The organism is Bradyrhizobium sp. CB3481, from assembly GCF_029714305.1.
Lineage (GTDB): Bacteria > Pseudomonadota > Alphaproteobacteria > Rhizobiales > Xanthobacteraceae > Bradyrhizobium.
Map to the genome: position 1 here is coordinate 3,100,695 of NZ_CP121647.1, position 26,944 is coordinate 3,127,638.

At 63.9% G+C, this 26,944-nt stretch carries 26 protein-coding genes; 13 read left to right on the plus strand and 13 right to left on the minus strand.

All coding sequences use genetic code 11. The features are described 5' to 3' along the window. Positions 1–13 precede the first annotated feature (13 nt). Both egtD and egtB read right to left on the minus strand, forming a co-directional pair. The gene (gene egtD, locus QA643_RS14895) at positions 14–982 is read right to left on the minus strand and encodes an L-histidine N(alpha)-methyltransferase (RefSeq protein ID WP_283033877.1); all 969 of its coding nucleotides are present in this window, start codon (positions 980–982) and stop codon (positions 14–16) included. A gap of 48 nt (positions 983–1,030) precedes the next feature. Beyond that, entirely contained in the window at positions 1,031–2,281 is a 1,251-nt protein-coding gene (egtB, locus tag QA643_RS14900) for an ergothioneine biosynthesis protein EgtB (RefSeq protein ID WP_283033878.1), read from the minus strand. Between the two features lie 302 nt (positions 2,282–2,583). Here egtB and grxD point away from each other — a divergent pair, with 302 nt between their 5' ends. Genes grxD through QA643_RS14920 form a run of 4 tightly spaced genes read left to right on the plus strand, consistent with a single transcriptional unit; the run spans position 2,584 to position 6,083 of the window. Further along, the gene (gene grxD / locus QA643_RS14905; protein WP_283033879.1) at positions 2,584–2,922 is read left to right on the plus strand and encodes a Grx4 family monothiol glutaredoxin; all 339 of its coding nucleotides are present in this window, start codon (positions 2,584–2,586) and stop codon (positions 2,920–2,922) included. Next, on the plus strand, positions 2,919–3,470 hold the full coding sequence (locus QA643_RS14910; RefSeq protein ID WP_283034809.1) for an O-acetyl-ADP-ribose deacetylase: 552 nt from the start codon (positions 2,919–2,921) through the stop codon (positions 3,468–3,470). The genes grxD and QA643_RS14910 overlap by 4 nt, the downstream gene beginning before the upstream one ends. Positions 3,471–3,517: 47 nt before the next feature. Beyond that, positions 3,518–4,798, plus strand: a complete 1,281-nt coding sequence (locus QA643_RS14915) for a serine hydrolase domain-containing protein (protein ID WP_283033880.1) — start codon at positions 3,518–3,520, stop codon at positions 4,796–4,798. Next, positions 4,779–6,083, plus strand: a complete 1,305-nt coding sequence (locus QA643_RS14920) for a serine hydrolase domain-containing protein (RefSeq protein ID WP_283033881.1) — start codon at positions 4,779–4,781, stop codon at positions 6,081–6,083. The genes QA643_RS14915 and QA643_RS14920 overlap by 20 nt, the downstream gene beginning before the upstream one ends. 11 nt (positions 6,084–6,094) lie before the next feature. Here QA643_RS14920 and QA643_RS14925 read toward each other — a convergent pair whose 3' ends face one another. Further along, positions 6,095–7,576: a GH1 family beta-glucosidase gene (locus QA643_RS14925; protein ID WP_283033882.1), complete on the minus strand. Its 1,482-nt coding sequence runs from the start codon at positions 7,574–7,576 to the stop codon at positions 6,095–6,097. Between the two features lie 178 nt (positions 7,577–7,754). On the opposite strand from QA643_RS14925, the gene QA643_RS14930 reads away from it, so the two are divergent. Beyond that, positions 7,755–9,380 carry a glycosyl hydrolase family 17 protein gene (locus QA643_RS14930; protein ID WP_283033883.1) on the plus strand — a complete coding sequence of 542 codons (1,626 nt, stop codon included), beginning with the start codon at positions 7,755–7,757 and terminating at the stop codon, positions 9,378–9,380. Positions 9,381–9,396: 16 nt separating this feature from the next. On the opposite strand, the gene QA643_RS14935 is transcribed toward QA643_RS14930, so the two are convergent. The 6 genes from QA643_RS14935 to murI form a co-directional block, all read right to left on the minus strand. Continuing rightward, positions 9,397–10,464 (minus strand): threonine aldolase family protein, encoded by a 1,068-nt coding sequence (locus QA643_RS14935; protein WP_283033884.1) that lies wholly within the window; start codon positions 10,462–10,464, stop codon positions 9,397–9,399. A 191-nt stretch (positions 10,465–10,655) separates the two neighbouring features. Then, a complete protein-coding gene (gene rpsD / locus QA643_RS14940) occupies positions 10,656–11,273 on the minus strand; it encodes a 30S ribosomal protein S4 (protein ID WP_283033885.1) in 618 nt (205 codons plus the stop codon). A 303-nt stretch (positions 11,274–11,576) separates the two neighbouring features. Further along, positions 11,577–12,356, minus strand: coding sequence for an acyltransferase (locus tag QA643_RS14945; protein WP_283033886.1), 780 nt, complete (start codon positions 12,354–12,356; stop codon positions 11,577–11,579). A 111-nt stretch (positions 12,357–12,467) separates the two neighbouring features. Further along, positions 12,468–12,854 (minus strand): cupin domain-containing protein, encoded by a 387-nt coding sequence (locus tag QA643_RS14950; RefSeq protein ID WP_283033887.1) that lies wholly within the window; start codon positions 12,852–12,854, stop codon positions 12,468–12,470. A 67-nt stretch (positions 12,855–12,921) separates the two neighbouring features. Continuing rightward, the gene (locus QA643_RS14955; protein WP_283033888.1) at positions 12,922–13,701 is read right to left on the minus strand and encodes an aldolase/citrate lyase family protein; all 780 of its coding nucleotides are present in this window, start codon (positions 13,699–13,701) and stop codon (positions 12,922–12,924) included. A 207-nt stretch (positions 13,702–13,908) separates the two neighbouring features. Further along, entirely contained in the window at positions 13,909–14,697 is a 789-nt protein-coding gene (gene murI / locus QA643_RS14960; protein WP_283033889.1) for a glutamate racemase, read from the minus strand. A gap of 311 nt (positions 14,698–15,008) precedes the next feature. Between murI and QA643_RS14965 the strand changes: the two genes are divergently transcribed. Together QA643_RS14965 and QA643_RS14970 are read left to right on the plus strand one after the other, a co-directional pair. Next, positions 15,009–15,353, plus strand: a complete 345-nt coding sequence (locus QA643_RS14965) for a cupredoxin domain-containing protein (RefSeq protein ID WP_283033890.1) — start codon at positions 15,009–15,011, stop codon at positions 15,351–15,353. Between the two features lie 20 nt (positions 15,354–15,373). Beyond that, entirely contained in the window at positions 15,374–16,207 is an 834-nt protein-coding gene (locus QA643_RS14970) for an FTR1 family protein (RefSeq protein WP_283033891.1), read from the plus strand. Here QA643_RS14970 and purB read toward each other — a convergent pair whose 3' ends face one another. From purB to QA643_RS14985, 3 genes are all read right to left on the minus strand, one after another. Then, the gene (gene purB / locus QA643_RS14975; RefSeq protein WP_283033892.1) at positions 16,208–17,515 is read right to left on the minus strand and encodes an adenylosuccinate lyase; all 1,308 of its coding nucleotides are present in this window, start codon (positions 17,513–17,515) and stop codon (positions 16,208–16,210) included. Positions 17,516–17,668: 153 nt separating this feature from the next. After that, positions 17,669–18,343 carry a response regulator transcription factor gene (locus QA643_RS14980; protein ID WP_283033893.1) on the minus strand — a complete coding sequence of 225 codons (675 nt, stop codon included), beginning with the start codon at positions 18,341–18,343 and terminating at the stop codon, positions 17,669–17,671. After that, on the minus strand, positions 18,343–19,713 hold the full coding sequence (locus tag QA643_RS14985) for a histidine kinase (protein WP_283033894.1): 1,371 nt from the start codon (positions 19,711–19,713) through the stop codon (positions 18,343–18,345). The genes QA643_RS14980 and QA643_RS14985 overlap by 1 nt, the downstream gene beginning before the upstream one ends. A gap of 196 nt (positions 19,714–19,909) precedes the next feature. Between QA643_RS14985 and QA643_RS14990 the strand changes: the two genes are divergently transcribed. The 4 genes from QA643_RS14990 (at position 19,910) to QA643_RS15005 (ending at position 22,890) form a co-directional block, all read left to right on the plus strand. Next, entirely contained in the window at positions 19,910–20,665 is a 756-nt protein-coding gene (locus QA643_RS14990) for a MotA/TolQ/ExbB proton channel family protein (protein WP_283033895.1), read from the plus strand. Further along, entirely contained in the window at positions 20,655–21,329 is a 675-nt protein-coding gene (locus QA643_RS14995) for a hypothetical protein (protein ID WP_283033896.1), read from the plus strand. Before QA643_RS14990 ends, QA643_RS14995 begins: the two co-directional genes overlap by 11 nt. Next, the gene (locus QA643_RS15000; RefSeq protein ID WP_283033897.1) at positions 21,322–21,930 is read left to right on the plus strand and encodes a hypothetical protein; all 609 of its coding nucleotides are present in this window, start codon (positions 21,322–21,324) and stop codon (positions 21,928–21,930) included. Before QA643_RS14995 ends, QA643_RS15000 begins: the two co-directional genes overlap by 8 nt. A gap of 363 nt (positions 21,931–22,293) precedes the next feature. Further along, positions 22,294–22,890, plus strand: a complete 597-nt coding sequence (locus QA643_RS15005; RefSeq protein ID WP_283033898.1) for a TetR family transcriptional regulator — start codon at positions 22,294–22,296, stop codon at positions 22,888–22,890. An 82-nt stretch (positions 22,891–22,972) separates the two neighbouring features. On the opposite strand, the gene QA643_RS15010 is transcribed toward QA643_RS15005, so the two are convergent. Next, the gene (locus QA643_RS15010; RefSeq protein WP_283033899.1) at positions 22,973–24,262 is read right to left on the minus strand and encodes a serine hydrolase domain-containing protein; all 1,290 of its coding nucleotides are present in this window, start codon (positions 24,260–24,262) and stop codon (positions 22,973–22,975) included. Positions 24,263–24,724: 462 nt separating this feature from the next. On the opposite strand from QA643_RS15010, the gene QA643_RS15015 reads away from it, so the two are divergent. Beyond that, positions 24,725–25,465, plus strand: coding sequence for a metallophosphoesterase family protein (locus tag QA643_RS15015; RefSeq protein WP_283033900.1), 741 nt, complete (start codon positions 24,725–24,727; stop codon positions 25,463–25,465). Between the two features lie 5 nt (positions 25,466–25,470). Further along, on the plus strand, positions 25,471–26,898 hold the full coding sequence (locus QA643_RS15020) for a bifunctional serine/threonine-protein kinase/universal stress protein (RefSeq protein WP_283033901.1): 1,428 nt from the start codon (positions 25,471–25,473) through the stop codon (positions 26,896–26,898). Positions 26,899–26,944: the final 46 nt, after the last annotated feature.

Below are 26,944 nucleotides of genomic sequence, written 5' to 3' on the forward strand. Positions count from 1 at the left end.
GCGCGGCGGCACCTCAGTCCGACGCCACAAGCGCGTGAACGGAGAACATCTGGTCGCGGTCGGTCCAGGATTCCCGCACCGACCAGGCCGACTCGCATGCCAACGCGGTGAAACGCTCGAGGCTGTATTTGTAGCTCGACTCGGTATGGATGCTTTCGCCGGGACGGAATGAAAAATTCCGTCCCATGATACGTACCGTCTGCGCCTTCTTGGCGATCAGGTGCATCTCGATGCGGTGCCGCTCGCGGTTATAGACCGAGCGGTGCATGAAGCCGGAAACATCGAAATTGCCGCCGAGCTCGCGGTTGATGCGGACCAGCACATTGAGATTGAATTTCGCAGTGACGCCGGCGGCGTCATTGTAGGCGTCATACAGCACACGCTCATTCTTCTCGAGATCGACGCCGATGATCATCTGCGCGCCGTCACCCAGGATGTCGCGCGCGCTGCGCAGGAACGCGCGCGCTTCGTGCGGTTCGAAATTGCCAAGTGTCGATCCCGGAAAGAAGCCGACCTTGGGCAGCCCTTCGATCTCGGCGGGCAGGGTGAACGGCGCGGTGAAATCGGCGGCGACCGGATAGACGCCGAGGTCGGGAAAATCCTTGCGCAAGCCGCCGGCCTGCGCGCTCAGGAAATCGCCGGAAATGTCGACCGGGACATAGGCGCTGAATTTGCAACGCTGCAGCAGGAGGCGAACCTTGGTGGTCGCGCCGGCGCCGAATTCCACCAGCGCCGCGCCCTTCGGAATGATGGAGGCGATCTCGTCGCCGCGGCTGCGCAGGATGCCGAGCTCGGTGCGCGTCGGATAATATTCCGGCAGCACCGTGATCTGCTCGAACAACTCGGAGCCTGCCGCGTCGTAGAAATATTTCGGCGACAGGCGTTTTGGAAATTTCGACAGGTTCTCGATCACGTCGCCAGCGAAGGCGGAGGTCTGCTCATCGAACTGCGTCTGGGCCAAAGCGGCGGCGTGCACATTCATGGTACTCTCCTGAACGCGCTTTCCGGCGCGCTTTGATGGTCGGAAACATCAGGCGTAATCGGCGAGGCGCAGCCCCGTGAACTGCCAGCGGTGGAAGGGATAGAAGAAGTTACGGTAGGTGATACGGCTGTGGCCGTCCGGGGTTGCAAGCGAGGAGCCGCGCAGCACCAACTGATTGACCATGAACTTGCCGTTATATTCCCCGAGCGCGCCCTCGATGGCGCGGTAGCCGGGGTAGGGCGAGTAACAACTGCGGGTCCACTGCCAGACGATGCCGAAGGCATCGTTGAGCTGGCCGGCGCGGGCGGCGACTTCCCATTCCATTTCGGTCGGCAGATGGCGGCCGGCCCAGCGCGCATAGGCGTCCGCCTCGTAATAGCTGACGTGGCAGACCGGAGCTGAGGGGTCGACCGGCTGCAGGCCGCCGAGCGTCATAATTCGCCATTCGCCGTCAACCTGCCGCCAGTGGCCGGGCGCCTGCCAGCCCTCATTGGTCGCGGTGGCAAAGCCGTCCATCAGCCACAGCGTCGCGGTGCCGTAGCCGCCGTCCTTCATGAAGGCCAGCCACTCGCCATTGGTGACGAGGTTGCGGGCGAGCCTGACCGGGCCGACGAGGGCGCGGTGCGCGGGCTTTTCATTGTCGAAATGGAAACTGTCGTCGGCATGTCCGACGGTGTGGATGCCCTCGTTGAGGGTGACCCATTCTTCGCCACCGCGATGCGATGCCGGGAAACGCCAGGACGGATCATAGGCCGGCGGGATCGGGTTCTGGGCAAAGGCGTGCAGGATGTCGGTCAGCATCAATTCCTGGTGCTGCTGCTCATGGTTGAGGCCGGTCTCGACCAGCGGGACCAATTTGGCGAGCTGCTCGTCGCTGGTGCTGTGGAAGAACTTCACCACGGCGGCATCGACATGCCGGCGATAGGCGGTGACCTCATCGGCGCTGGGGCGGGTCAGGTGGCCGCGCGCGTGGCGGGCATGCCGCGGGCCGGCGCTGACATAATAGGAATTGAATAGAAACGCGTAGTCCGGGTGGAAGGGTTGATAACCCTCGCAATGCTCGCCAAGCAGGAATTGCTCGAAGAACCAGGTGGTGTGGGCGCGATGCCACTTGGCCGGGCTGGCATCCGGCATCGACTGGATGAGCTGGTCCTCGGGGCTCAACGGGGCGGTGCGCCGCTCGGTCTCGCCGCGGACGGCGAGGTAGGCGTCGACCAAATTCTGGGCGAGGGCGCCTGAATCGGAGAAAAGTGACGGGGCGGATGGCGCGTACTCGGCGGCGGCTACTGGTTTCGTCACAGGCATCTCCGGTTAGGGGAGAGAACGTTAGGCCGGGAAACTGGTTCCGGGCGGGCAGTCCGTCCTAAATAGGGGCTCAGTTCCGGGAAAAAAGCCTTCCCCCGCTATGATATTAATGCCGTCAGACTATGGGGTGCGGGCTGGCGGGTACGCGGAGCCGGCCCCGCGCATGCCAGCTCTTCGCCATTTTACTTTGGATGAACAACGGTTTGCGCTACATATATGCGAAGTAACCGGGTTACATGGACCAGTCGGTCCGTCGGGCGAGGCCGCAGGGGGCTGAGCCGCAAAAGGAAGCCAATATGAGCATCGAGCAATTCATCGACAACGAAGTGAAGTCGAACGACGTCGTGCTGTTCATGAAGGGGACGCCGCAGTTTCCGCAGTGCGGTTTTTCCGGTCAGGTGGTGCAGATCCTCGACCATGTCGGCGTCGGCTATAAGGGCCTGAACGTCCTGGAATCCGCCGAGCTTCGCAACGGCATCAAGGAATATTCCAACTGGCCGACCATTCCGCAGCTCTACGTCAAGGGCGAGTTCATCGGCGGCTGCGACATCGTCCGCGAGATGTTCCAGGCCGGTGAATTGCAGCAGATGTTCGCCGATAAGGGCGTCACCCTCAACGCGGCGGCCTCCGCCTGAGCGTATCAGCGCGCCAGGTCGGCCAGGCGCGGCTCGAAGTCATCGTTGCCGACATCACCACAATGCGCGTTGACGCCATCGTCAACGCCGCGAACTCGTCGCTGCTTGGCGGAGGTGGTGTGGATGGGGCGATTCATGATGCAGCCGGACCCGAGCTGCTGATTGAATGTCGGACGCTGAAGGGCTGCCAGACCGGTGACGCCAAGATCACCAAAGGTTACCGGCTGCCTGCGCGACACGTGATCCATGCCGTTGGACCGATCTGGTACGGAGGTACGCGCAACGAGGATGCGCTACTCGCATCTTGCTATCGTCGCAGCATCGAGCTCTGCCAGGCGCATAGTCTTGCTTCAATTGCGTTTCCAGCCATCTCAACTGGCGTCTTCCGATTTCCGGCGGATCGGGCCGCCAAAATCGCGGTCAACACGGTGGTCGACGTGCTGTCCTCCGCGCCTCACCTGATACGCGTGGTTTTCTGCTGCTTTTCTAGGCCGAGCGGCGAATTGCATCAGGATGTCCTGGATGCCTTCGGTAGCCCTTGTCCCTGATCACGCCTCCGTTACACTCCCTCCTGAGTTCCGGGGAGAGGGGTCCAATGAATCCACGTCAAGTTCTGCGCGCGCTGGCCGTTGGCACGCTGTTGCTTGCGACGTCGCCAGTCCGCGCCGAAGGCACGTTCGACATTCCGGCCGGCGCGCATTTCAACCAGGAAAAGCTCGCAAAGATCACCGACTTCTTCAAGAACGAGGTGACGACCGGCAAGATCTCTGGCGCCAACGTCCTGATTCAACAACACGGCAAGGTGGTCTATCATGAAACCTTCGGCGTGCAGGATGTCGTCTCCAAGGCGCCGATCACCGACAAGACAATCTTCCGCCTGTCGTCGCTGACCAAGGCGATCACGTCGGTCGTGGCGATGCAATTGGTCCAGGACGGCAAGATCAAGCTCGACGATCCCGTCTCGAAATACATTCCCTCCTTCGCCAACATGAAAGTCGGCGTGGAGAAGAAGGCCGAAGACGGCACCAAAACGCTCGAACTGGTGCCGCTGGAGCGGCCGATCACCGTCCTCGACCTTTTTCGTCATACCTCCGGCATCACCTACGGCTTCTATGGCGACAGCCTGGTGCGCAAGGCCTACAAAGAGGCCAACCTCTACGCCGGCGAGTTCGACCTCGCCGAATTCGCCGAGCGGATCGCCAAGCTGCCGCTACACAACCAGCCGGGCGCGCTCTGGCAATACGGACATTCCACCGACATCCTGGCGCGGATCATGGAGATCGTGTCCGGAAAATCGCTGCTTGAGATCGAGAAGGAAAAGCTGCTCGATCCGCTCGGCATGGTCGACACGAACTTCTTTGTGACCGAGCCGGAGAGGCTGCAACGTCTCGCCCAGCCGCTGCCGAACGACAGCGATTTCCGTGTCGGCCGTCTATACCGGACCGAGGTCCGGCAGAAATGGGAATCCGCCAGCGGGGGCATGGTTTCGACCATGTCGGATTTTTCGAAATTTGCGCAGATGCTGCTCAATGGCGGATCCTTTGACGGCAAGACCTATCTCAGCCCTAAGACGTTTGAGTTGATGGCATCGGATCATGCCGGCAAGGACTCCGGGGTTGCGCGGGATTATTTCTATTTTCCCGGTGATGGTTTTGGTATGGGACTTGGGCTTGCCGTGCGCACCGATCCCGGCAACGCCAAACCGCCACCGCCGGGATCACTGGGCGAGCTAAAATGGGACGGCGCCAGCGGATGCTATATGGTGATCGACCGCAAGCAGGACCTGTTCTTCGTCGTGCTCGAGCAGACGCCGACGGAGCGGCAGCGTGTCCAGCGGACCCTGAAGCAGCTAGTCTATGAAGCGCTGGAGAACTGACGGCGGAGGTGGGCGCTGGCTTGTCGCGGCGGCGCTCGCGGTTCTCGTTCTATTCGGCTCGCCGGATGCGTTGCGCAGCGAGCCGAAGGCAGCAGACGCGCCAACCTTTTCGCGCGCGGCGCTCGACCGCGTCGGCGATTACGTTCGCAACGAGATCGCGACCGGCAAAATTCCTGGGGCAGTCCTGCTGATCCAGCAGCATGGCAAGTTGGTGGATCTTGAATGTTTCGGTGTTCGGGACCCTGCCACCAAGCAGCCGATGACGCCGGATACCATTTTCCAGATCTATTCGATGTCGAAGGCCGTCACCTCGGTCGCCGCGATGATGCTTGTGGAAGACGGCAAGCTGTCTCTCGACGATCCCGTCTCGAAATACATTCACGCCTTTGCGTACGCAAAAGTCGGCGTCGATCTTTCCGATGAGGCAGGAAAGTATCCGCTCAAGCTGGAACCCCTGAAGCGCCCGATCACGATCAGGGATCTGCTGCGGCACACTTCGGGCATCACTTACGGCTTCTTCGGCGAAACCCAGGTGCAGAAACTCTATGCCGATCCCAAACTCTACGCCGGCGACTACGACAACGCCGAATTTGCCGACCGGATCGCGTCACTGCCGCTCGCCGACCAGCCGGGAGTGCGTTGGAATTACAGCCATTCGACCGACGTGCTCGGCCGCGTCATCGAGGTGGCGTCGGGGCAGAGTCTATTTCAATTCGAGAAGCAGAGACTGTTCGATCCGCTCGGCATGTATGAGACCGAATACTTCGTCGCAGAGAAAGCCAAATGGCCACGCATCGCACAGCCATATCCGGTCGATCGTTTTCGCGTAGCCGGCATCAAGGATCCGACAGAGACGCGGCGCTGGGAATCCGGCGGCGCCGGCCTGGTCTCGACGGCCAGCGACTATGCCCGTTTCCTGCAGATGCTGCTGAACGGCGGCGAGCTGGACGGCAAGCGCTACCTTAAGCCCGAAACCGTCGCGCTGATGACGTCGGATCAGATCGGGCCTGAGACCAGGATCATTCACGATCCGTTCTACTTTCCTGGGCCTGGCAGCGGCTTCGGCCTTGGTTTTGCAGTACGTACCGCGTCTCCGCCCAACACCACCTGGCCACTCGGCGAATACCGCTGGGACGGGGCGGGCGGCAGCTTCTATTTCGTCGATCCCGTGGATGACCTGCTCGTTGTCTTCATGGTGCAGGCCCCGACCCAGGGTGGCCGGATTCAGCTCGCGCTGAAGACGATCATGTATGAGGCGCTTGGCAAAGGTCTGCGCAAAGACTGACCGGCGCCAGACTAGACCACCGCGTTGCGCGCGATCGTCTCGCGATAAAATGACGCGCTCAGTTTCGGCGTGCGGCGCTTGGTTTCGAAATCGACGTGATAGATGCCGAAGCGCTGCTCATATCCGTCCGACCATTCGAAATTGTCCATGAGGCTCCACAGAAAGTATCCCAGCACGGGCACGCCCTCAGATGTCGCGCGCTGCAACTGCGTCAGATAGTTGCGCAAGTACATGATGCGATCGACATCGTAGATCGTGCCGTCCGCCGCCGGCTTGTCACTTCCCGAGGTGCCGTTCTCGGTGATGTAGATTGACTTCACATTCCACAATTTGGCGACATGCCGCGGCACCCAGTAGATCGCCTCCGGCCCGGGCCGCAGCCAATCCGCCTTCATGTGCGGAAACGAGGCCGGGAAGGGCGCCAGCGTGAAGCCGCGTTCGCTATCGGCGGCGACGACGTAGTGGTCGGGCGTATAGACGTTCAGCCCGACGAAATCGACCGGCGATGAAATGATGCGCAAATCTTCAGGGGTGAATTTCGGCGCGTCGTTGCCGGCCTTCTCCAGATAGGCGTCGGTATATTTTCCTTCCATCATGACGGTCATGTAGCCGGCGTTGAGCTCGCGCGTTGCTATTTCGGCGGCGCGGATGTTGGTCGCCGTTTCGATGGCCGGAATGCAGCTCACGACATTCTCCGCCGGGCCGACCTTGGTGCCGCCCCGTCCCAGCGCGCGGATGGCCTGAACCGCAAGGCCGTGGCCGAGCGCGACATGATGACGGACTTGGTTCAAGGCGGATAGCGGCAGCTTGAGGCCCGGCGCATCGCCGCCGAGGCCGTGACCGAGATGGACGAGCCGGGAGCATTCGTTGATCGTGAAGAAATACTTCACCCGATCGCCGAGCTGCTGCGCGACATAGGCGGCGTAGTTCGCAAATGCCTTCGGCGTCTCGCGCGAGGTCCAGCCGCCGACGCGATCCTGCAGTGCTTGCGGCAGGTCCCAGTGATACAGCGTCGCGAACGGCTCGATGCCGTTCGCCGATAATTCGTCGATCAGTCGTTTGTAAAAATCGAGGCCCTTCGGATTGGGCGAGCCGGTCCCATCCGGAAAGACGCGCGGCCATGCAATCGAGAATCGGTAGGCCTTCGTCCCCAGCTCCTTCATCAGCCGGATGTCTTCCTTGTAGAGGTGGTAGTGGTTCGTCGCGGTATCCCCGTTGCTGTTGTCGGCAATCGTCCCGCGCGTGTGGGCGAATCGGTCCCAGATCGATGGGCCGCGACCGTCTTCGTTGACGGCGCCCTCGACCTGATAGGCGGAGGTCGCCGTGCCCCACAGAAAACCGTTTGGAAAGCCGGAAGGGGCGGGCCTGTTTCGCGGCTCGCTTTGCGCATCCGTTTGTGCCAGTCCCGACGCCGCCGGCAGCATCGGCATCCCCAGCGCCGACCAGCCTGCAATCCTGCCGAATTGCCGCCGGGAAAATCTCTTGAACGACATCATTCCACTCGCTACGCCCCGATCAATCTTGAGCAAAACAAGGCAACATTCGATGCTTTGTGTTTGATGCAATCCAGTATCACTTCTTCCGTGATCGCACGCAATTGTACGCGTGGGCGGCGTCGGTGGGTCGACAGGGCTGTTGCGCGCCGCTAAATAGGCCCATCTACGCAACGCTTTGGGAGCAGGACCAATCGGCATTCGCACGCCGCTGGCGCTTTTGTTCGTATCGCTGGGCATCGTTGTCGGGGTTTGGTGGTGGCTCGCCACTCCCGTCGCGCTGACGCGTGCGCCGATCGACGATGCGGCGAAGCTGGAATGCGTCTCCTACGCGCCGTTCCGCAACGAGCAGACGCCGCATGATCCGACGCTCATCGTCCGTCCGGAACAGATCTCGGAGGACTTGCGCGAGCTCGCCAAGGTTTCCAAATGCATCCGGACCTATTCGATCGACAACGGGCTCGACAAGGTGCCCGAGCTGGCGTCCAGGGTCGGATTGAAGGTCCTGCTCGGCATATGGCTCGGTCGCGATCGCGCCAAGAACGCCCAGCTTTGCGACATCGCGGTCTCGCTGGCGAAGGATCATCCCGCGACGGTGGCGGCGATCATCGTCGGCAGCGAAGTGCTGCTGCGCGGCGACATGACGGTGGGCGACCTTCGCCAAACCATCCAGTCGGTGAAGCCGCGCGTGAGCGTGCCGGTGACCTATGCCGATGTCTGGGAGTTCTGGCTACGCTACCGCGAAGTCGGCGCCGATGTCGATTTCGTCACCGCGCATTTCCTGCCCTATTGGGAGGACGTGCCGCCGCGCGCCGAAGACGCCGCCGCGCACGTCGACGATATCAGGAAGCAGGTGGTGGCGGCCTTTCCCGGCAAGGAGATCCTGATCGGAGAGACCGGCTGGCCGAGCTTCGGGCGGATGCGCGACGGCGCACTGGCTTCCCGCGTCAACCAGGCACGGTTCATTTCCGAGATTCTCGAGCGGGCGAGGCGGGACAAATTCCGCGTCAATCTGTTCGAGGCCTATGACGAGCCGTGGAAGCGCCGCTGGGAAGGCACGGTCGGCGGCTATTGGGGACTGTTCGACGGGACCGAGCGCAAGCTGAAATATCCGGCTGGCGTTGCCATCAGCAACTATCCGTTCTGGAAGCTGCAGATGGCGGGCGGGCTGCTGCTTTGCATCTGCATATTCACTGTGGCCATGTTCGCGCCGAAGCATCGGCCGTCGCCGCGCTTGGCCTCGTGGGTCGCGGTCGCCGTATCCGCCACATCAGGCGGGATATTGCTGGGTATCGGCGTCGACAAGATGCTCCTCGAAAGCTACGGGCTCGGCGGCTGGCTGGTTCAGGGCTTTATGCTGATGGCGGCTGTGACGGCGCCGCTGCTGTCAACGCATGCGCTGATGTCGGGGCGGTCGCTGCCGTCGTTCCTCGAGGTGTTGGGGCCGCCCAAGGGCCTGACCCCACTGTTCATGACCAACATGCTGGGTATCACGCTGATCGTGACGACGCTCATTGCAGGCGAGACCGCGCTCAGCCTGATCTTCGACGCGCGCTGGCGCGATTTTCCGTTCGCCGCCTTGACCATGGCCGTGGTGCCGTTCTGGACGCTGGCTTTCCTCAACGGTTCGAAATCCGGCGAGCGACCGCTGTCGGAAGCCGTGTTCGCCGGGCTGTTCGCGCTTTCCGCTGTTTATGTCGTCCTCAACGAAGGCTTTGAGAACTGGCAGGCGATGTGGACCGGGGCAACCTATCTCTTGCTCGGCAGTGCGCTGTGGCGGGCGCGCACGCCAGCCACAGCTTGAACCCGGCGCCTTGAGGCTAGGCCCGGCGTACGATCTCGCGAACGATGCCGACCGTCTCCTCGATCATGTCAGCGCTGATCTCGAGATAGGTGCAGGCGCGAATCCGACCGTCCATCATCGCAACCAGGATGCCGCGCTTGCGCAAGGCCTCGACCATCTTTTCGCCGGCAACGCCGGCGCCATCAGGCTTGAAGAACACCAGGTTGGTCTCGGGCTCCTGCACCTCGACGCCGTTGATCTGCGACAGGTCCCGCGCCAGAGCGCGCGCATTGGCGTGATCGTCGGCGAGGCGATCGACATGATGGTCGAGCGCGTAGACGCAGGCCGCAGCGCAGATGCCGGCCTGCCGCATCGACCCGCCGAGCCGCTGCTTCCAGCGCCAGACCTCGTCGATGAAGGCGCGGCTGCCCGCGATGACGCCGCCGATCGGCGCGCCGAGGCCTTTTGAGAAATCGATCCAGGCCGAATCCCATCCCGCGGCCATGTCGCGCGCCGATATGCCGGTCGCGACGCAGGCATTCAGCAACCGCGCGCCGTCCATGTGGGTGATGAGGCCGTTGGCCTTGGCGATCTCAACGACTTCGTCGAGCGCGGCCTTCTTCCAGATCGTGCCGCCGCCGATGTTGGCGGTCTGCTCGACGCTGACGAGGGTCTGCGGCGGCTGGTAGCGCGAGCGCGGATGCAGGGCGGCACGGAAGGTTTGCGGCGTGAACTGTCCGCCGTCACCTGGCAGTTGGGTGACTTGAAAGCCGCCGAGCGCTGCATGCGCGCCGCCTTCGCGGGCGATGATATGCGCGGTCGCATGGGCCAGAAGTTCATCGCCCGGCCGGCAATGAGCCAAGGTCGCCGCGACGTTGCACATCGTGCCCGAGGGCATGAACACGGCTGCCTCCTTACCGAGCAAGTCGGCGACCCGTTCGCACAGCAGGTTCACGGTCGGATCGTCGCCGATCTGCTCGTCGCCAACCTCCGCCCGCGCCATCGCCTCGCGCATCGCCGGTGTGGGGCGCGTCTGCGTATCCGACAGCAGGTTGATGCGGATGGGATCGGCCTTGGGATCGCGCGGGGCAGGGGTGTAGTGCATGGGGAGGGCTCACAATCTTGCGTCATGGCCGGGCTTGTCCTGGCCGTCCACGTCTTGTCTTTGCCGAAACCATAAAGGCGTGGATGCCCGGGACAAGCCCGGGCATGACGGAACAGCCATTCGCGCTCGACACGCTCAAACAAAAGGCCCCGGCAAAACCGGGGCCTTTGTATTTCGGACCGTAAAACCAATCAGCGCGAATAGAATTCGACGATCAGATGCGGCTCCATCTGCACCGCGAACGGCACGTCCGACAGCGCCGGAATGCGGGTGAACTTCGCGGTCATCTTGGAGTGATCGGCTTCGATGAAGTCGGGCACGTCGCGCTCGCCGAGCTGGCTGGCTTCCAGCACCGGGGTGAGCTGCTTGGAGGCTTCCTTGATCTCGACGAGGTCGCCGGGCTTGAGCTTGTAGCTCGGAATGTTGACGCGGCGGCCGTTCACCTTGATGTGGCCGTGGTTGATGAACTGGCGGGCGGCGAACATGGTGGCCACGAACTTGGCGCGGTAGACCACGGTGTCGAGACGGCGCTCCAACAGGCCGATCAGGTTCTCACCGGTGTCGCCCTTCATCCGGCCGGCCTCGACATAGATGCCGTGGAACTGGCGCTCGGAGATGTTGGCGTAATAGCCCTTGAGCTTCTGCTTGGCGCGGAGCTGGACGCCGAAGTCGGACAGCTTGCCCTTGCGGCGCTGGCCGTGCTGGCCGGGGCCATATTCACGGCGGTTCACGGGGCTCTTCGGGCGGCCCCAAATGTTCTGGCCCATACGGCGATCGATCTTGTATTTCGCCTCACTGCGCTTTGTCATCGCGTCCTCTGCGTAAGTTTGAGTTTTGAGGAAACGCGCCCTCCTGTGCACCGGCAGGGCCGGGGCCGACAGGTCTGCCCCCGAAAGCTCGGGGAAGACCACGGGTCGCGAAACGCATCGCGGGCCGAAACCGGCCCGCGAGCAAGCGGGGTATTAGGGAGAAACCGCGGGTCTGTCAACGAAATGCATGTCATTCCGGGGCGCGCGATAGCGCGAACCCGGAATCTCGAGATTCCGGGTTCGATGCTGCGCATCGCCCCGGAATGACTGCCAAAAGCCCGGAATGACGGCCCTAGAAGGCCGTCAGGTCGCGACCGCCCGGACCGGCTTGGGCTCGGTTTGCTGCCGGTTGGCGCGCAATTCGGCGGCAATTTCGCCGTTCAGAACCTGTTCCAGCCGGTTCAGGGCCTTGGCCATCGGGGCGGCGTCGGTAACCCGGTGATCCCAGCGCAGCACCACCTCGATGGTCTGGTCGGGCTTTTCCACCCCATAGCTCAGGACGAACGGCCCGGGGCTGACGGCATGCAGCTGGCCTGCGCCATAGGCGGCCACCGAGGTCACGCCGAAACTGCCGAAATAATTGGCCCGCTGGCGGCCGAAATTGAGCCCGATCGCCCAGAACAGGCGGCGCAGGGGCAACGGGAGGCGGGTGGTGCGCAGGATCTTGCGGAACGCCGGCACCTCGTTGATCGGGGCCGTCTTGGCGTGCCGGATCAGCGCGTCGACCTCGGCAAGCGACAATTCATCCGGGGCGGCCACCTTTTGCGGCAGCACGCAATCCTGCCCGTCCTCGACCCGGGCGACCGCCACCATCGCGACGCTGCGCGGCAGCTCGTAGAAGGCGGGCAGCGGCCATTTGACATAGAGGGTGCGCAGGATCGGCTGTTCCTTTGCCACCAGTGCGAAGGCCTTGACGAAGATCGCGGCCCAACCGGGCCGCTCGACGGCCTGGGCGCGGGCCTCCGAGAGGCCGCGGAGGTTGAGGGGGCGGGTCAGCGAAACAAAGGGCACGCGGATCGAGGCGTGCATGAGGTCGGCGACGAGGCGGCGCGGCAGTGTGATTTTTCGAACCGTTCCGCGCATGCTCTGCCCGGGTCTCCACAATAGGCAATCGAAAGGCCGGCAGGCCGCGGGGGCGGCCTGCCATAACTTCATCTAGCACGAACCCGGCAATTTGACGCCAGCCAGATCGGCCTATGGCGCCGGCTTGGCCAGCGGCTCACCGGCCTTCACGACATAAACCCCGAGCACTTTGAAGGGTTTGTCGCCGGCCTTGGCATCGTGAACGGCGCCTTCCGGAATCTGGTAGGATTCGCCCGCCTTGATTTTCACCGGCGGCTTGCCGTCGATGATGAGTTCGAGCTCGCCCTCGAGCACATAGCCGGTCTCGGCGCCCGGATGGGTATGGCGGCCGGCGGCGCCGCCGGCCGGAACTTCCGCGATCGCGGTCACGGTGTTGTAGCCAGCCGGGAAATCGAGTTTTTGCAGCGGCGTTCGCTTGATGCCGGTTTGCTGAGCGACCGCGACGCCGGCGCCAGCGAGCGCGACCACGGCCAATCCGAACAGAATTTTTCTGATCATGCATTTCTCCCTGTTCGGAGAGCCTAGCAGCGCCCGCGTGATGCTGGAAGCGGTGGACGGACAGGGCCTATCGCTTGATCCCGTCAAGGCTCGCCGCGATACCGCGCTGGAACAGCGACCAGTCGAAGCCGAGCGCCAGCGCCACATAGCCGCGCGCGATCATGGCGTTGGCCTGCTCGGCGGTGCGGGCGACGCCGCCGATCGGCACGCCGCTCTTGAGGATGCCTTCCTCGGCGCGCTTCATCAGGCCCACCACCTCGGGATCGTCGGGCAGGCCGCGCTTGTTAATGGAGGTTGCGAGGTCGCCGGGGCCGATCACCGCGAGGTCGATGCCGGGCGTTGCCATGATCTCGTCGATGCGGTCGACCGCATCGACATGCTCGATGGTGATCATGCAGATCATGTCGTCGTCCGCGGTCGCCATGTAGTCCGCCATCGAGACCCCCCAGCGGAACGGCGCGTGGAACGGGCCCCATAGCCGGTCGCCGTTCGGCGGATAGCGCACGCTGCGCACCGCTTTTTCGGCATCCGCCCGGCTGCAGATCATCGGAAAATTGATGCCGAGCGCGCCGAGATCCATCGGTGCCTTCGCCAGCGAAGGCTCGTTGGCGGCAATCCGCACCATCGGCACGCAGGGCGTGCCTGACGTCGCCGTGATCATCGCATGCGCCGAGCCAAGATCGATCGGCCCGTGCTCGAGATCGATGATGATCCAGTCGATGCCGGAGCGGCCCATGATCTGCACGGTCTGGATCGAGGGAATGGTTGCGATCGCGCCGAAGGTCGGGCGCCCCTCGCGCCAGAGCTGGCGCAAGCGGTTGAGCGGCGCGGGCTTTGCGGAGGTCACGGGGAAACTCCCTCATCAAATGATCGATTCAACGTCTGGCATCATATGAATAAATGCACCGGCTATCGAGCCGCTTTGTCTTTGGCGCATGAGCGCCGGATTCATGATTTGCGGCGCCGGCAGGCTGGACGCGGCGGTGCCCGCGAGTAGCAATCGATGCAGTCTGTCGGAATCTTGCTGAAGGAAAAGTCGGCGGTACGGCGGCTATTACGCCAGCACGCGCCCGCCGAAGAACGGCATCAGTGCGGGGGCGAGCGTGTGCGGACGCTGGGACGTGAAGATCATCTCGGCCCCGGCGTCATCGCCGGTGCGGCCGGGAGCGCCGAGCAGCGCCGAGACACGCCGCGCAATGGCCGGCGCCGGATCGATCCAGTCGACCGGCCATGGTGCGAGCTGGGTCAAGCGGTCGAGCAGCAGCGGATAATGGGTGCAGGCCAGCACGATCGTGTCGGTGCGGTCCGTGCCATCGCCGACGAAGCAGGGGGCGAGTTCGGCCGCGATATCGGAATCGCGGACATCGTTACCGCTGAGGGCGGATTCGGCGAGCGAGGCAAGTTCGCCCGATCCCACCAGGGTGACTTCGCAGCCTTGCGCAAAATCCTCGATCAGGCGTCTCGTATATTCGCGCTTCACGGTGCCCCTGGTGCCGAGCACGGACACGCGCCTGCTTTTCGAACTGGCGCAGGCCGGCTTGATCGCCGGCACGGTGCCGACGAACGGCACGCTGTAGGCGCTGCGCAGATGCGACATCACGAGCGTGGAAGCGGTATTGCAGGCGATCACCACCAGCGCGGGGGAATGCCGCGCGATCAGTTCGCCAATCAGCGGCACCACGCGGGCGATGATCTGTTCCTCGCTGTGATGGCCGTAAGGAAAGAACGCGTCGTCGGCAACATAAACGTAATGCGCGTCGGGCCTTGCCCGGACGATCTCGCGCAGGACCGTGAGGCCGCCTAGGCCGGAGTCGAAGACGAGGATTTTGGCCGGGGATGACACGCTGTGAGCTTAGTTGATCTGCGGTTACTGTTCGGTTGCTACCAAGGGCCGGCGAGGGGTCACTAAGGTTGTCGGCGGCGTTCGTGACAATTTGGAATGATTTAGTTCGGCGTGGCAAGGCCGGGAAACTGCTGGGTTGGTCGGCGGGGGCTGCCACCGGCAGCATCGGTCCGAGTATCCTAGCAGTCCTGCCAAGCGGTTGCACTATTTAGAACTTCTCCAATTTATACCCCCGTTTTGCCCCTTCACGCCATGGCTGCCGGCAGCGTATGCCAACGGCGGATCTCGTCAGCCATATTGGAAAAGCCAGCATGTCCTTCCCGAAGCTCACTCTGTTCGCCGCCCTTGCACTCGTCTCATTGGCCGCCGCCGGCACGGCAAACGCGCAGAGCGCGACCGAGATCCAGCTCAGCTACAAGGACAAGAAGTTCGATCCGGCCGAGGTCAACGCGCCGGCCAATACGCCGATCGTGATCAAGCTGAAGAATCTCGATGCCAAGGCGATGGAATTCGAGAGCAAGACCCTGAAAGTGGAGAAGGTGGTCGCCGGTTCCAGCGACGCCACCATCAATGTCCGCGCGCAGAAGCCGGGCCGCTACGAATTCTTCGACGAATATAACGAGAAGGTGGCGCGCGGCGCGCTGGTCGTGAAGTAAGGAAGAACAAGTAAGCGATCGTGATCGCCGCCCTGATCATCGTGTTCCGTGAAGTCTTCGAGGCCGGTCTGATCATCGGCATCGTGCTCGCGGTCACGCGCACGGTGCCGCACCGCAACGGATGGATCGGCGGCGGTGTTGTCGCGGGCGTGCTGGCGGCTTGCCTAATTGCGGTCTTCGCGGGCGCGCTGTCGAACCTGTTTGCCGGCATGGGGCAGGAGGTCTTCAACGCGGGCATCCTCGCGCTCGCCGTCGTGATGCTCACCTGGCACAACGTCTGGATGGCGCGGCATGGCAAGGAACTCGCCGGCGAATTGCGCGCCGCGGGGCAGGCGGTGGTCGCGGGCGAGAAATCGCTGCTGGCGCTGGCGGTCGTGGTCGGCGTAGCCGTGCTGCGCGAGGGCAGCGAGGTCGTGCTGTTCCTCTACGGCGTGCTGGCGACCGGCAACGACACCGGCTGGGGCGTGGCGGTCGGCGGCTTTGCCGGGCTGGTGCTTGGTGCGCTGGTCTGCTGGCTGACCTATGTCGGGCTGTTGCGGATTCCGCCGCGCGCGCTGTTTACCACCACGACGGTGCTGATCGCGCTGCTCGCGGCCGGCATGGCGGCGCAGGCGACCGCGTTCCTCGAACGGGCGAACTGGCTGACCGCGCTCGACAGCGTCGTCTGGGATTCGAGCTGGCTGCTGTCGGACTCCAGCCTGCTCGGCAAGGCGCTGCACACGCTGATCGGCTACACCGACCAGCCGACTGCCATGCAGCTCGTCGTCTACCTGGCGATCCTGGCCGCGACTTTTGTGCTGATGCGGCTTTACGGCAGGCCGGCGAAGACCGCGACGGCTGCGCCGGCGGAATAATCAGCTCTCGCCGAACACCCGCTTGAAGATCGTGTCGACGTGCTTGAAGTGATAGCCGAGGTCGAACTGCTCCTCGATCTCGGCATCCGTCAGGTGCTTCTTCACGTCGGGGTCTTTCTTCAGCAGCGTCTGGAAGTCGCCTTCGCCGCGCCAGACCGGCATGGCGTTGCGCTGGACGTACTTATAGGCGTCCTCGCGGCTGGCGCCCTTCTGCGTCAGCGCGATCAGGAGCCGCTGCGAATGCACGAGGCCGCCGAGGCGGTCGAGGTTCTTCTGCATGTTGGCGGGATAGACCAGCAGCTTCTCGATCAGGCCGGCAAGCCGCATCAGCGCGAAATCGAGCGTCACGGTGGCGTCGGGCCCCATCATGCGTTCGGCGGAAGAGTGCGAGATGTCGCGCTCGTGCCACAGCGCGACATTCTCCAGCGCCGGCGTCACATAGGCGCGCACCATGCGCGACAGGCCGGTCAGGTTTTCCGATAGCACCGGATTGCGCTTGTGCGGCATCGCCGACGAGCCCTTCTGGCCCTCAGAGAAGAATTCTTCCGCTTCAAGCACCTCGGTACGCTGCAAATGGCGGATTTCGATGGCGAGCCGCTCGACCGATGAAGCGATCACGCCGAGGGTGGCAAAATACATCGCGTGGCGATCACGTGGGATCACCTGGGTCGAGATCGGTTCCGGCGCCAGGCCCATGGCCTTCGCGACATGTTCTTCGACGCGCGGATCGATCTGGGCAAAGGTGCCGACGGCGCCCGAGATCGCGCAGGTCGCGACTTCCTTGCGCGCGGCGACCAGCCGCTCGCGGGCGCGGGAGAATTCCGCATAGGCATAGGCCAGCTTGAGCCCGAACGTAACAGGCTCGGCATGGATGCCGTGCGAGCGGCCAACAGTCGGGGTCATTTTGTGCTCGAAGGCGCGCTTCTTCAGCGCGGCCAGCACCTTGTCGATATCGGCGATCAGAAGATCGGCGGCGCGGACGAGCTGCACGTTCAGGCAGGTATCGAGCACGTCGGAGGACGTCATGCCCTGGTGGACGAAGCGCGCCTCAGGGCCGACGATCTCGGCCAGATGGGTCAGGAAAGCGATGACGTCGTGCTTGGTCTCGCGCTCGATCTCGTCGATCCGGGCGACGTTGAAGGTGGCGTCCTTGGCCTTGGCCCAGATCGTCTTCGCCGCTTCCTTCGGGATCACGCCCAATTCCGCCAGCGCATCAGCCGCATGCGCCTCGATCTCGAACCAGATCTTGAAGCGGGTCTGGGGCTCCCAGATGGAAGCCATTTCGGGGCGGGTATAGCGGGGGATCATCGAAAACTCCGGACGGGCAGGGGCGCGCGAGGCAATCCCCGGCCGATTTTGTTTTTACGCCGCGCTTTAGCAAATTGTGCCAGGGGAAGCCACCCGTACAGGCTCCGGAGAGGGGGAAAACCGGGGCCGAAATCCGAGGGGAAACGGCCGCCGCTACAGGCTGGCGAGCCCGCATTCCACGGCGAGGCGGACCAACTGGGCATCCGTGCGCATGCCGGTCTTGGTCTTGATCAGGTAGTGGTAGTTCTGCACGGTCTTCATGCTGAGATTGAGGTTGGCGGCGATCTGTTCCGTGGTCGCGCCGGCCGCCAGTTGCCGCAAGATCTCGATTTCCCGCTCGCCGAGCTGGTCGAGCAGCGAGTGCGAAGGGGACAGGCTTTCCATCGCCAGGACGCGGGCAATGTCGTCGCTGATCGCCTGCTCGCCGCGCATGATCGAACGGATTGCCCGGATCAGCTCGGCCGGAGCGGAGCCCTTGGTCACATAGCCGTTGGCGCCGGCATTGAAGGCCGCCTTCACCTGCGCCGCCTCGCTATGCATGCTGAAGACGAGAATGCGGGTAGCGGAACTGCGGGAGCGGATGTTCCTGATCGCTTCGAGCCCGCTGGCGCCCGGCATCGAGACGTCCATCACCACGACATCGGGGGCGTGCGCCTTGAAGGCGCGGTAGGCGTCGGCCGCATTGTCGGCCTCGGCCACCACATGGAAATCGTCCTGATGTTCGAGGACGCGGCGGTAGCCCTGCCGGACCACGGGATGGTCGTCAACGAGCAGGATCGAAATGGCGTGGGTCGAAGGGCCCTCGGCCGGGCTCTGCGACGCGGTCATCAGGCCGCAAGCGGGATCGTTGCGGCCACGCGCACCCCGCGAGTGGCGTCTGCAATCGACAGCGAGCCGCCAAGCGCGGTGATCCGCTCGCGAATGCCCGTCAGCCCGAAGCCGGTCGACGCCGCCACCTTGGCCGCATTGCCGCCGCCGTCGTCTTCGACATGGACCAGCAGTGCGTTTTCCGCGCCGCTGCGCCGCTCGATCCGCAGCACAATCTCGCGCGCCGAACTGTGCCGCAGCGAGTTGGTCAGGCATTCCTGGGCCACCCGGTAGGCCGCCGCGGCAACCGCGCCGCGGACATCGGCGAGGTCGCCCTTGAGGTCGAGCTGGATCATCGGCTGCGCGGGATTGCGCGACCGCCAGCCGTCGACGAGATCGACCAAGCAGGCCTCCAGCCCGAGTTCCTCGGCCGGCGGATGGCGCAGGCGGTTCAGCGTGTCCCGCAGGCAGGCCATGATGCGATGGGTGGCCTGCGAGATCATCCGCGCGTCCTGCGCGACCTCGTTGTTGCCGTGCTCCGGCGCGCTCGCGGCCTCGATCGTGTTGGCGAAGGCCAGGATCGCCGTCAGGTTCTGCCCGAACTCGTCGTGCAGCTCACGGGCCAGCGCGCGCCGCTCGTCACTACGGATTTCCAGCAGGCGCCGGGTCAGGGCGGCACGCTCTTCGGTGGCCAGCGCGAGGCGGTCGCCGAGTTCCCCGACGGCTTGCCCGATCATCGCCAGTTCCACCGAGCGCAAGCGTGGCAGCGGTGTCCGGTACTCGCCGCGCGCCATCTGCTGCAGCGCGGTCACGATCTGCCGCGCCGGCGCCAGCGTATGCGCAATCGCCAGCGAGGCGAGCAGGGCGATCGCGACCGCCATCAGAAGTGCGAGATGGATGTTGTCGAGCACATGCTGCCAGGCCAGCGCGATTGCGGCCTGCGGATCGGCCGTGGCCGACACGCTGCCGGCATTGGCGGCGCGCGCGCTGATGGGACGGACGACCGGGGCGTGGCCGCCAAGCACGGTATCCACGGCGGCCGCGAACCAGCGGGGCGGGGTCTGGCCGATGCCCTTGCTCTGGCCGCAGAGCGGCCTTTCGAACGCGCCCGATGGCTCGATCCGGACGCAGATGCCCGGCGAGATCAGGCTCATGGTCTGAATGGTGCGCCATTCCGCCGCCGGCACCAGCTGCTCGCGCATTCTGCTGCTGCGGAGCAATAACTCGCGCCAGTACAGCGCTTCGAGCGCGACCGAGACGCGCTCGGCGGAAGCCGACGTGGCGCGGTCGACGCTGCGATAGGCGTCGATCGTCGCCCAGATGGTGGCGGCCCCGAGGCACAGGATGACGATGATGAACAGGCGAGCGACGAGTTGAAGCACGAGGCGCATGCGATCACTCCGCGGGCGGTGCCGCCGAGCCTAACAGCACTGCCGGGCGGTGCCAATTGCAAGCAGGTCGTGAGATCAGGCTTGGGAAATTTTCCCAACAAACCCTGGGCATATCTCTTTGGACGGCGTCGTGGTGGCTGATCTAACAAGGGGGCCGATGCCGCTTTAGAGGACGGCCTGCCAGGAGCTGCGCAGCATGAGTGTCACGGCACGCGCCGAAACCGTTTCATCCGCTGACACCTCGGAGCGCAGCGTCCTCCTGCTATGGATGATCTTCACCGGCCTGTCGGTGTTCGCCTGCTTCGTTCTCTGGCGCTACGGGCTGCTTCATCTGATGGTCGTCTCGGACCGCACCTATATTTCGAGCGTCATCGCGGTCCTCTACGTCGCCACCTGCTTCCATTGCTTCTGGCGGAGCCGGGCCATCGCGCGCGAGGGCGAGATCGCGCGGCGCTGCCGCGCCGTCCTGTCGGCACCGGGCGGGGCGAGGGCGCTCGCCGATGCGCATGCGCTGCCGACGGGGATGGTGCCGGATCACATCCGCAGCCTCGTGCAAAAGGCGGAGGCGCAGACCGGAGGACGGATCGACCAGACGCTCCTGCTGCGCTCGCTCGCCGACCGCCTGCGCGGCTCCAACGGGTTTGGCGCGTTCGTCTCCGACACGCTGATGAAGCTCGGCCTGCTCGGCACCATCATCGGCTTCATCATCATGCTGGCGCCGATCGCAACGCTGGATGCGGCCGACAAGGTCGCGATGAAGTCCTCCATGGGGTTGATGAGTGATGGCATGGCGGTCGCGATGTACACGACGCTGGCCGGCCTGATCGGCTCCATCCTGGTGAAAATCCAATACTACATGCTGGATGCCGCGACCCAGCGGGTGTTTTCCGACGCCGTCGTGCTGACCGAGACGCACGTCACGCCCGCGCTGGAACGCCGTCATGATGGATGATTTCGGCCTTTATCCGCGCGAGGAGCCGTTCGATCCGCTCGGCGTGATGCTGTTCAAGGCGCTGCAGGTGATCGCGTTCCTGTTTTTCCTGGCATTGCTGGCGGCGTCGCCCGATGCCAAGGACGGCAAGATCGATTCCAAGGCCGAGTTCATCATCACCATGGACTGGCCTGATAATCACCCTGACGATCTCGACCTGTTCGTGCAGGACCCTGCCGGCAACATCGCCTGGTATCGCCGCCGCGAGGCCGGCTTCCTCACGCTCGACCGCGACGACCGCGGCGGCGCCAACGATTTCATCATTGTCAACGGCAGGAAGATCCCGTCGCCGATCCGCGAGGAGATCGTTACCGTGCGCGGCATCGTGCCAGGCGAGTACACCGTCAACGTCTCGCACTTCCAGGCCACCACCGGCCAGCCTGTCACCGTGAACGTGAAGGTCCAGAAGCTCAATCCGTCCGCGCAGGTGATCTTCGACAACAAGCTGACCGTTGACCACACCGGCCACGAAAAGACCGCGCTGCGGTTCTGGCTCGATGCGGAGGGCAAGGTGATCGACGTGCAGCAGCGGCCCAAATCGCTGATGGAGACGTTCCGGAACGTCCGCGCCAACGGCGCCGACATCGATCCGAAAACTGGTGTCAGGATGCCGCGCCGTGAGTAGCCTGCAGTCGGTCGTCCTCACGCTCTCCATCAGCTACGCGCTGGTCGGCGCGCTGCTCCTGGTCGTGCTGGTCTATGCGCGGCTGCCATGGCAGGCCAAGGCGGCGGCGGTGGTCGTGACCAGCGCGTTCTACATCGCAAGCTTCGTCGGCGTGCGGGGCCTGCTCGGCTGGGCGACCATCGACCGCCTGCCGGCCAGCTTCAAGCTCTTGCAGGTCCGCATCGTGGAGCCGCATTCGTTGGAGGGCGATCCGGGCTCGATCTATCTCTGGGTCGAGGCGCTCGACGACGGCAACCGGCCGAGCGGCATCCCGCGGGCCTACCGTCTGGCCTATACCGACCGCCTCGCGCAGAAGAGCGACAAGGCCGCCGGCGAAATCGCCGCCGGCCGGCCCCAGGGCGGCCGGGCCGCCGATTTCGGCGATGGTGGGGGCAGCCTGCTGCAGGCCGCCCGGGAATACATCACGCCGGGCACCATCCTGGACACCTCAGGCGGCGATTCCTCGACCGGCGGGGGGTTGCTGGCCACACCCCGTGACGGCGACGAGATGTCCTTTACCCCACTTCTGCCGCCCCGAATGCCACCGAAAGACGAGCAATAGGGGGTCACCGGCCGGTGTCCGGCTTTGACGAAGCCCCGCCACTCACGGATTATTGACTGACAGATATTGAAATCTGTCAGCGCGAGATGCTATATGCATTTTCGACGCCGGTGCTCGGGCGTCACCCGGCCCAATTGGTTCGGAGCCGGGGACTTGCAAAGGACTACCGTTATGACGACCCATCTCATTCATCTTGCCGCCCAAATTCAGCGCTGGCTTGACCAGAGCGTTGCCCGCCATCTGGCCGCCCAGGCTGAGCGGTTTGAACCGGCGGCGAAACATTAACTTCGCTCGGGGCACTACACGAGGCGTAGTATAGGGGAATTAGATGACCACCCGTCCGATCGCATCAAAGGTGCGCGCATGAACGAAGTCGTGGTTCTCACCCCCGAACGGATTCTGGAGGTTACCGAAGACGTTTTGCGCCGCTATGGCTTGGCCAAGGCAACGGTGGTGGACGTTGCCCGTGCGCTCGATGTCAGTCATGGCAGCGTCTACCGCCATTTCCCCAGCAAGGCCTCGCTGCGCGAAGCGGTCGCCAAGCGCTGGCTCGACCGCCTGAGCGCGCCGCTGCTCAAGATCGCCGAAAGCGAAGGCCCGGCGCCGGCGCGGCTGGAGAGCTGGCTGCGCACGATGTTTTCGATCAAGCACAAGCGGCTCAGCGACGATCCCGAGATGTTTGCGACCTACCTGGCGCTGGCGCGCGAGGCCTGCAAATCCGTAAGCTGCCACAAGGACTGCCTGGTCGATCAGATCGCAATGATCCTCGCAGATGGCGTCAAGCAGGGCGCTTTCGAGGTCGCCGACATCAAGGTGACCGCACGCGCCATCTTCGACGCCACCAGCCGCTTCCATCACCCCGCCCACGCCGAGGAATGGAAGGAGCCGGGCGCCCCGGCCCGGATCGATGCGCTGCTGGCGCTGCTGCTCAAGGGCCTGGAAGCGCCGTGCAAGCAGTGACGTTTGCGCTGAGCAAGCACTAAGAACCGTGCTCGCGTGTTGTCGGGCACGTGGAGCTATAGCCAACGCTGGGTATCGAACCTCAATCGGCCGTATAGAACGCTTCCCGAACAAGATTCGCGATCGGTCCGGAGCCGATAATCGCTGTCTGGGTCATGACCACGCCGACGACACGGTTTGCCGGATCGACCCAAAACTGCGTGCCATAGATGCCGCCCCACCCATAGCTGCCGGCCGGAAGACGGCTCTTGGCCGCAGCAGGATCGGTCACTATCCCAAAGCCCAGTGTGAAGCCCCAACCCGGCCCGCGAAGCGTCCGCATATTGCCGGTCGCGTTCTGCGTCATCTGCCGGACCGTCTCCGCGCGGAGCACCCGTCCCCCGTCGAGTTCGCCTTCGTTCAGCAGCATCTGCAGGAACCGCGCGTAGTCCCCGATAGTGCCGCTCATGCCGGCGCCGCCAGAGTTGTAAGCGGTCGGAGCGAAGGCGCGGTTCGGGTCGAATTTGGCGGTGCCCTTGGTGGGCGGGAACGGCACAGCCTCGAGTCCCACTACAGGAACATAGCCCGTCCCGAGTGCGCCCGTGACCTGTGCGGGCCGGGTCACCTGCACGAAGCTTGAGCGGATGGTTTCGGGTACGTTGAACACAAAGCTCTGGATCCGCAGGGGGGTTGCAATCCGCTCGGTCACAAAGGCTTCCAGGCTGGCTCCCGTCACCTTTTCGATGATGGCCCCGAGCACGTCGGTGGCGAGCGAGTATTCCCAGCCCGTACCAGGCTGATAGCCAAGCGGAACGGAAGCAAGACGCCGCATCGCTTCGGCCGTGGTTACGTCGGGCTGGTCCAGGCCGTCCGTCACGCGCGCTTCGCCGTATGAATTAACGAGCCGGGGATTGTTGATGAAATTGTAGGAGAACCCGGCAGTGTGGGTCAGCAGTTCGCGGATCGTCGGAGGCCTGCTCGCAGGAACCTCGGTGCCGTCCGGGCCGCGCACCCGCAGGCTGGCGAACTCGGGGAGAAAACGGCTGACCGGATCATCCAGGCCGATCTTGCCCTGCTCGACAAGGATCATCGCGGCCACTGAGGTGACAGCCTTCGTCATTGAAGCGAGGCGGAACATGTCGCTCTCGCCGATCGGCGCGGTGCTCCCGACCTCCCGAACACCGACGCTGCGGCTGTAGACTGGGCGTCCGTTTTCGAGGATCAGCACCGCAATACCCGGAGTGCTGCGACCTTCGACCAATCCCCGTAAGGCTTCATCGAGCTTTGCGTTGCGCGTCTCGGGCGAAAGAGCCAACGCAACTGGGGTGGCATAGAGCGCAAACGTTGTTACTCCTGCCCAAAGCAGTCCAATCACAAGACGACGTGAGATCATGATGTTTCCTCCCCTAGACGGTTTCTGACTGCCCATTGGTCAGCCAATCCAGATCGGAAAAATCGGAGCCTAGACGGCGCCGCGGTACTTTTGACTTGAAACCGCAAAAGCACGGTTACGAATGACCATAGGTGAGCCATCATCGGGCAATTACGCCCAGCCCGTAGGGCATTTCACGCAACACTTGCATCACGCACAAATCAACGTACCACATCCGGTCGCCGCCGGCGCAGCTGAAATACGGTAGCCGTGCTCCGAACCACGGCCATGTGGCATGGTGTACTCATGGATGGCATTGGCGCTGCGCCATGCTGGGCGGAAAGTTCATCGGGAAGGGATCTGCTCGCCAGTCGGCCTGCAGGCACCCGGCATATGATTGCAACCCGCACGCCGCCTGTTGTTTGATATCCGTCAAGGCATGCTCAGGCACGGGCGTGATAATGGATGAGGGGAGACGGCGCGTTGCGGCTGGCCATTTTTGCCGATATCCACGCCAACCGGCAGGCCTTTGCTGCCTGTCTCGATTTCGCGCGCTCCCGCGGTGCGGAGCGGATGGTCTGCCTCGGCGATATCGTTGGCTATGGCGCCGATCCGGAATGGGCGGTCGATACCGTGATGGCACTCATTGATGACGGCGCGATCGCCGTCCTCGGCAACCACGATCATGCGATCTCTACGCCGTCGGAGACGATGAATGCCGAAGCCCAGATGGCGATCGAGTGGACGCGCGGCAGGCTGAGCGTGGCGCAACGGCGTTTTCTTGCCGAACTGCCGCTGACCCGCCGCGAGGACGATCGCCTCTACGTGCATTCCGAAGCCTCGAATCCGGGGCGATGGCATTATGTGCGGGGAACCTCGGACGCGGCGCGCAGCCTGGAGGCGACCGACGCCCACGTCAGCTTCTGCGGACACATCCATCGCCCGGCGCTTTATTCGATGTCGTCGGCAGCGAAGATGACGAGCTTCATTCCGACCAATGACGTGCCGGTGCAATTGCTCGGCGGCCGCCGCTGGCTCGCCGTGCTCGGCTCCGTCGGCCAGCCGCGCGACGGCGATCCGGCAGCATCGTTTGCGATGCTCGATACGGTTTCGCGCGAGATCACCTATTGCCGGGTGCCCTATGACGTCGAGGCGGCTGCGGACCGGATACGCGCCAACGGTCTGCCGCCCTGGCTTGCCGATCGTCTGCTGATCGGGAGGTGAGGGCGATGGGCAAGTCTGCAATCGCGCCGGGGACGGTGCTCGACGGCTTCACGGTCGGGGAGTGCGTCCACCATGGAGGCATGGCGACGCTGTGGACGGTGACACATCCCGGCATCCCCGTGCCGCTATTGATGAAGGTGCCGCGGATTGCCGAGGGCGAGGACCCCGCGGCCATCGTCTCGTTCGAGATGGAGCAGATGATCCTGCCGCGGCTGGCGGGCATGCACGTGCCGGGCTGCTTCGGCACCGGCGATTTCGACCGTCAGGCCTACGTCGTCCTGGAACGTATCCCCGGTAAGACGCTGTATAGCCGCATCGACGAGCTGCCGATTCCCTATGAGGAGGCGAGGGTGCTGGGCGGCAAGATCGCGACCGCCTTGGCCGACCTGCACCGGCAGAACGTCATTCACCACGACATCAAGCCGAGTAGCATCATGTTCCGCCCCACAGGCGAATGCGTGCTGATCGATTTCGGCCTGTCGCACCACAACCAGTTGCCTGACCTGTTGCAGGAAGAATTCCGGCTGCCCTACGGCACCGCGCCCTATATGGCGCCGGAGCGCCTGCTCGGCGTGCGCGACGATCCGCGCAGCGATTTGTTTTCGCTGGGCGTGCTGCTGTATTTCTTCACCACCGGCGTGCGGCCGTTCGGCGAGAGCGAAACGCTGCGCGGCATGCGGCGCCGGCTGTGGCGCGATCCCTATCCACCACGCAAGCTCAGGAGCGACTATCCGCCATGGCTACAGGAAATCGTGCTGCGGTGCCTGGAGATCGAGCCGGTGTGGCGGCAGCCGACGGCGTCGCAACTGGCGTTCGACCTCGCCCATCCCGACCAGGTCAAGCTGACGGCGCGATCGGAGCGGATGCAGCGCGATCCGCTCTCTACGGTTTGGCGCCGCCGCTTCAACCGCGGCGTGACGTTGCCGAGGCCGAAATCCGACGTGGCGGCGCAACTGGCGTCCGGGCCGATCGTGGTCGTCGCGATCGATACCGAGGAAGCATCGGCGACGCTGAACGCGTGCCTGCGCCGGACCGCTGCACAGCTGCTCGCAACGCTGCCGTCGGCGCGGCTCGCCTGCCTGAACGTGCTGAGGCTCGGCCGCGTCACCATCGACAGGACGCTCGACGAGCAGGGCAACAACAAGCATATCGACCGCATGGTCGCGCTGCGGCACTGGGCGCAGCCGCTGGAGCTCGACGAGAGCCGGCTGACGGTGCATGTGCTGGAGGCGGTCGATCCCGCGGCGGCGATCCTGGAATTCACCCGCGTCAACAATGTCGATCACATCGTGATGGGCGCGCGGCAGAATTCGATGTTGCGCACGTTGCTAGGCAGCGTTGCCGGCAAAGTTGCCGCCGAAGCCGCCTGCAGCGTGACGGTCGTGCGCCCGCCGCGGTCGGCGGAGGTCGCTCCGCCCGAGGAAATCACATAATTGGTCCGAACTTTCGGCCCCGATCGGCCGACCAATGCTCGTTCAA